This window comes from Veillonella sp. (assembly GCF_019414865.1).
Lineage (GTDB): Bacteria > Bacillota > Negativicutes > Veillonellales > Veillonellaceae > Veillonella.
This window is the reverse complement of the sequence record NZ_DXLG01000158.1, coordinates 1-3,030: the sequence shown is the minus strand read 5'-3', so window position 1 is coordinate 3,030 and position 3,030 is coordinate 1. Positions and strand designations below refer to the sequence as shown.

Here is a 3,030-nt window from a genome sequence, read left to right as displayed (position 1 = left end):
GCAGCGTCAGATGTGTATAAGAGACAGATTCTATATTATTATATCATTATATCATAAATGACCCTTAATTATGTGGTGGAACTTTATAAAATTATAGCGAAAGTAAGCGAAAAATAACCCACGTGGGACGATTAAATAGGCGGATATAAAGGGCTCTATTACTTTATTGTTTGTCAGAGAAATGATAGAATATAGAGTAATGTAGTTTATCGTAATAGAAAGAGGAACACATATGCGAATTCAAGGGATTTCTGGATCTCGTGGCGTTGCAGTAGGCAATGTATATAGATATATTCAAGAGGAAATTGTCATTCCTGATTACACTGTAGCAGAGGATAAGGTAGAAGCGGAAATTGGTAAGTTCGCTTCTGCTATGGCAGCTACCTTAAAGCAATTAGATACAATTCGTCAAAAGGCGTTGAAAGACATGGGCCCTGAAGAGGCGGCTATTTTCGAAGCGCATATGCAAATCGCGCAAGACCCATCCTTGTCTGATGGTATTAAATCCCTTGTTGAGACTAGCCATACAAATGTGGTAGCGGCTACAGCTCAAACTATTGAAACCTTTGCGAATATCTTCCTCGGTATGGAAGATCCATATATGCGTGAACGCGGTGCAGATATCAAAGATATTGGTGATCGTTTGATGCGCAATATGTTAGGCATGAACCCTCGTGGTTTATCCCATATTTCTGGAGAGGTTATTTTGGTGGCTCATGATTTGGCACCATCTGATACAGCTTCTCTTGATAAAAATGTGGTAAAAGGCATTGTAACAGCTGCTGGTGGTCCTACATCTCATGCGGCTATCATGGCGCGCACCTTGGAAGTCCCTGCCGTTATGGGCGTTGGTGATATTGAAGGCTTCGTAGATGGTGAGAAAGCAGTTGTACTTGGTACAGATGGTATTGTGGAAACAAATCCATCTGATGCGGATTGGACTGAATATACAAATCAAGCGGCTGCATACCAAGAGGAATTGAAACGGTTGCGCGAATCCGCCAATCTTGAAGCTACAACAACTGATGGTCATCATGTAGAACTATTTGGTAACATCGGTAAGTCTAAAGATGCTAAACACGCTCTTACTATGGGCGCACAAGGTATTGGCTTATATCGTACAGAATTCTTGTACATGGAAAACGACGAGTTGCCAACAGAAGATGTACAGTTTGAAGAATATAAAAAGGTTGCAGAAGATATGCAGGGCCAACCTGTTATTATCCGTACCATGGATATCGGTGGCGATAAAGAATTGAAATGCCTTGATTTGCCAAGTGAAATGAATCCATTCCTTGGTTATCGTGCGATTCGTATTTCCTTGAACCGTCCGGATATCTTTAAAGTACAATTACGTGCGTTATTGCGTGCTAGTTCCTTTGGCGATATTCACATCATGTACCCTATGATTGCTTCCGTAGAAGAAGTGAAACAAGCGAATGTTATGCTTGAAGAATGTAAGGCTGAACTTACAGCTGAAGGCAAAGAATTCAACAAGGATATCAAGGTTGGTATTATGATCGAAGTACCAGCGGCGGCTGTTATTTCTCCAATCTTAGCAAAATATGTGGACTTCTTCAGTATCGGTACAAATGATTTATGCCAATATACACTGGCGGTAGACCGTATGAACGAGTCTATTGGTTCTCTATATCAACCATTGCATCCAGGTGTATTACGTCTTATCAAGCATGTTATCGATGCGAGCCATGAACAAGGTAAATTTACAGGCATGTGCGGTGAACTAGCTAGTGACCCTGTAGCTACGATGATTCTATTAGGCCTTGGCCTTGATGAATTCTCTATGACAGCGTCATCTATACCACTTATTAAGAAAATCTTGCGTTCCGTTTCTAAAGTAGAATGTGAAGAGGTGGCTAATAAAGTACTTACTATGGATACAGCTGAAGAAATTACAGACTATGCTAAATCTGTACTAGCTGAAAAAGACTTATTATAATTCTGTATAACTCTAAGAAAAGTGTTAAGCTCATCAGTATATAGCAAAGAACTTTTTATATACTTGAATTAAAATGCTTGAAATTGATACAATATATCTATTAGAACGTATGGGATAGGTACTACCTATCGAGATAGAAAGAGGTTATCATGAAAGAATTAACAGTAGAAATTACTAACGAATCTGGTTTACATGCTCGTCCTGCTACAGCTTTCACACAATTGGCTGCTAAATACGCTTCCAAAGTGACAATCGCTGCTAACGGTAAAACAGCTGATGCTAAATCCATCTTAACTGTATTGACTTTGGGCGCTACAAAAGGCACATCTGTTACATTGACAGCTGACGGTGCTGACGAAGACGATGCACTCACTGCATTGAGCGAATTCTTAACAACTAATCACGACTAATACTTTGTGGTAATATAAAGGACTCTACGAATGTAGAGTCCTTTTTTCTTGAGCCATATATGATGGATGCTTTAATTAGAGTTGATTTTTGTCCTATAACCCTGATTTTTATCTGCTTTTTTTGTGGGGGCTTCGAGATTTAGTAGAGCCTTGTTTTTGGTAAAAAAAGAAGAGGTCTCTTAGCCTCTTCTTTATTTTCCCATGTTTGCAAAACGCTCTACAGCTTTTGTAAAGTCGCTAATGGTTTTCTCTACGTCACCATGTTCGATACCATCTCGCACGCAGTGGTTGATATGTCCTTCAAGAACTACTTGACCTACTTTATGTAGTGCAGATTTAGCTGCATTAATTTGGCTCAACACATCTTCGCATGGAATGTCTTCTTCAATCATTCGATCAATAGCTTGCACTTGACCAAGGATTTTACGCAATCGACGATGTAGATTTTCTGAATCCATACATTGTTTCATAATACTCCTCCAATGGGCATGTTTTTATCATCTTTACTATTATACTCTATGTAAAGTTTATAATACAACTTAATAAGTATACTTCATATGCATAAAATCTACATATGTAGATATACGTTTGGTTGTAAATATTAAGACTTTCTCTTTTATATTATTATAATTCTTTTTATAGCCGCTATATAGCAAGGTC

3 protein-coding genes are annotated in these 3,030 nt (G+C 38.5%); 2 read left to right on the top strand and 1 reads right to left on the bottom strand.

Annotated features, from left to right (window positions below; translation table 11 throughout):
- Positions 1-232: 232 nt before the first annotated feature.
- Both ptsP and QZ334_RS07695 read left to right on the top strand, forming a co-directional pair.
- A complete protein-coding gene (ptsP, locus tag QZ334_RS07700; RefSeq protein ID WP_295233367.1) occupies positions 233-1,960 on the top strand; it encodes a phosphoenolpyruvate--protein phosphotransferase in 1,728 nt (575 codons plus the stop codon).
- Between the two features lie 149 nt (positions 1,961-2,109).
- Positions 2,110-2,370, top strand: coding sequence for an HPr family phosphocarrier protein (locus QZ334_RS07695; protein WP_060924393.1), 261 nt, complete (start codon positions 2,110-2,112; stop codon positions 2,368-2,370).
- A gap of 191 nt (positions 2,371-2,561) precedes the next feature.
- Here the strand turns inward: QZ334_RS07695 and QZ334_RS07690 are convergent, their stop codons facing one another.
- Positions 2,562-2,840 carry a metal-sensing transcriptional repressor gene (locus tag QZ334_RS07690; protein WP_004695033.1) on the bottom strand — a complete coding sequence of 93 codons (279 nt, stop codon included), beginning with the start codon at positions 2,838-2,840 and terminating at the stop codon, positions 2,562-2,564.
- Positions 2,841-3,030: the final 190 nt, after the last annotated feature.

Excerpts from the sequence above, each read along its gene's own strand:
- QZ334_RS07695 (WP_060924393.1), top strand. The coding sequence starts at position 2,110 with ATGAAAGAATTAACAGTAGAAATTACTAACGAATCTGGTTTACATGCT.
- ptsP (WP_295233367.1), top strand. The coding sequence starts at position 233 with ATGCGAATTCAAGGGATTTCTGGATCTCGTGGCGTTGCAGTAGGCAAT.
- QZ334_RS07690 (WP_004695033.1), bottom strand. The coding sequence starts at position 2,840 with ATGAAACAATGTATGGATTCAGAAAATCTACATCGTCGATTGCGTAAA.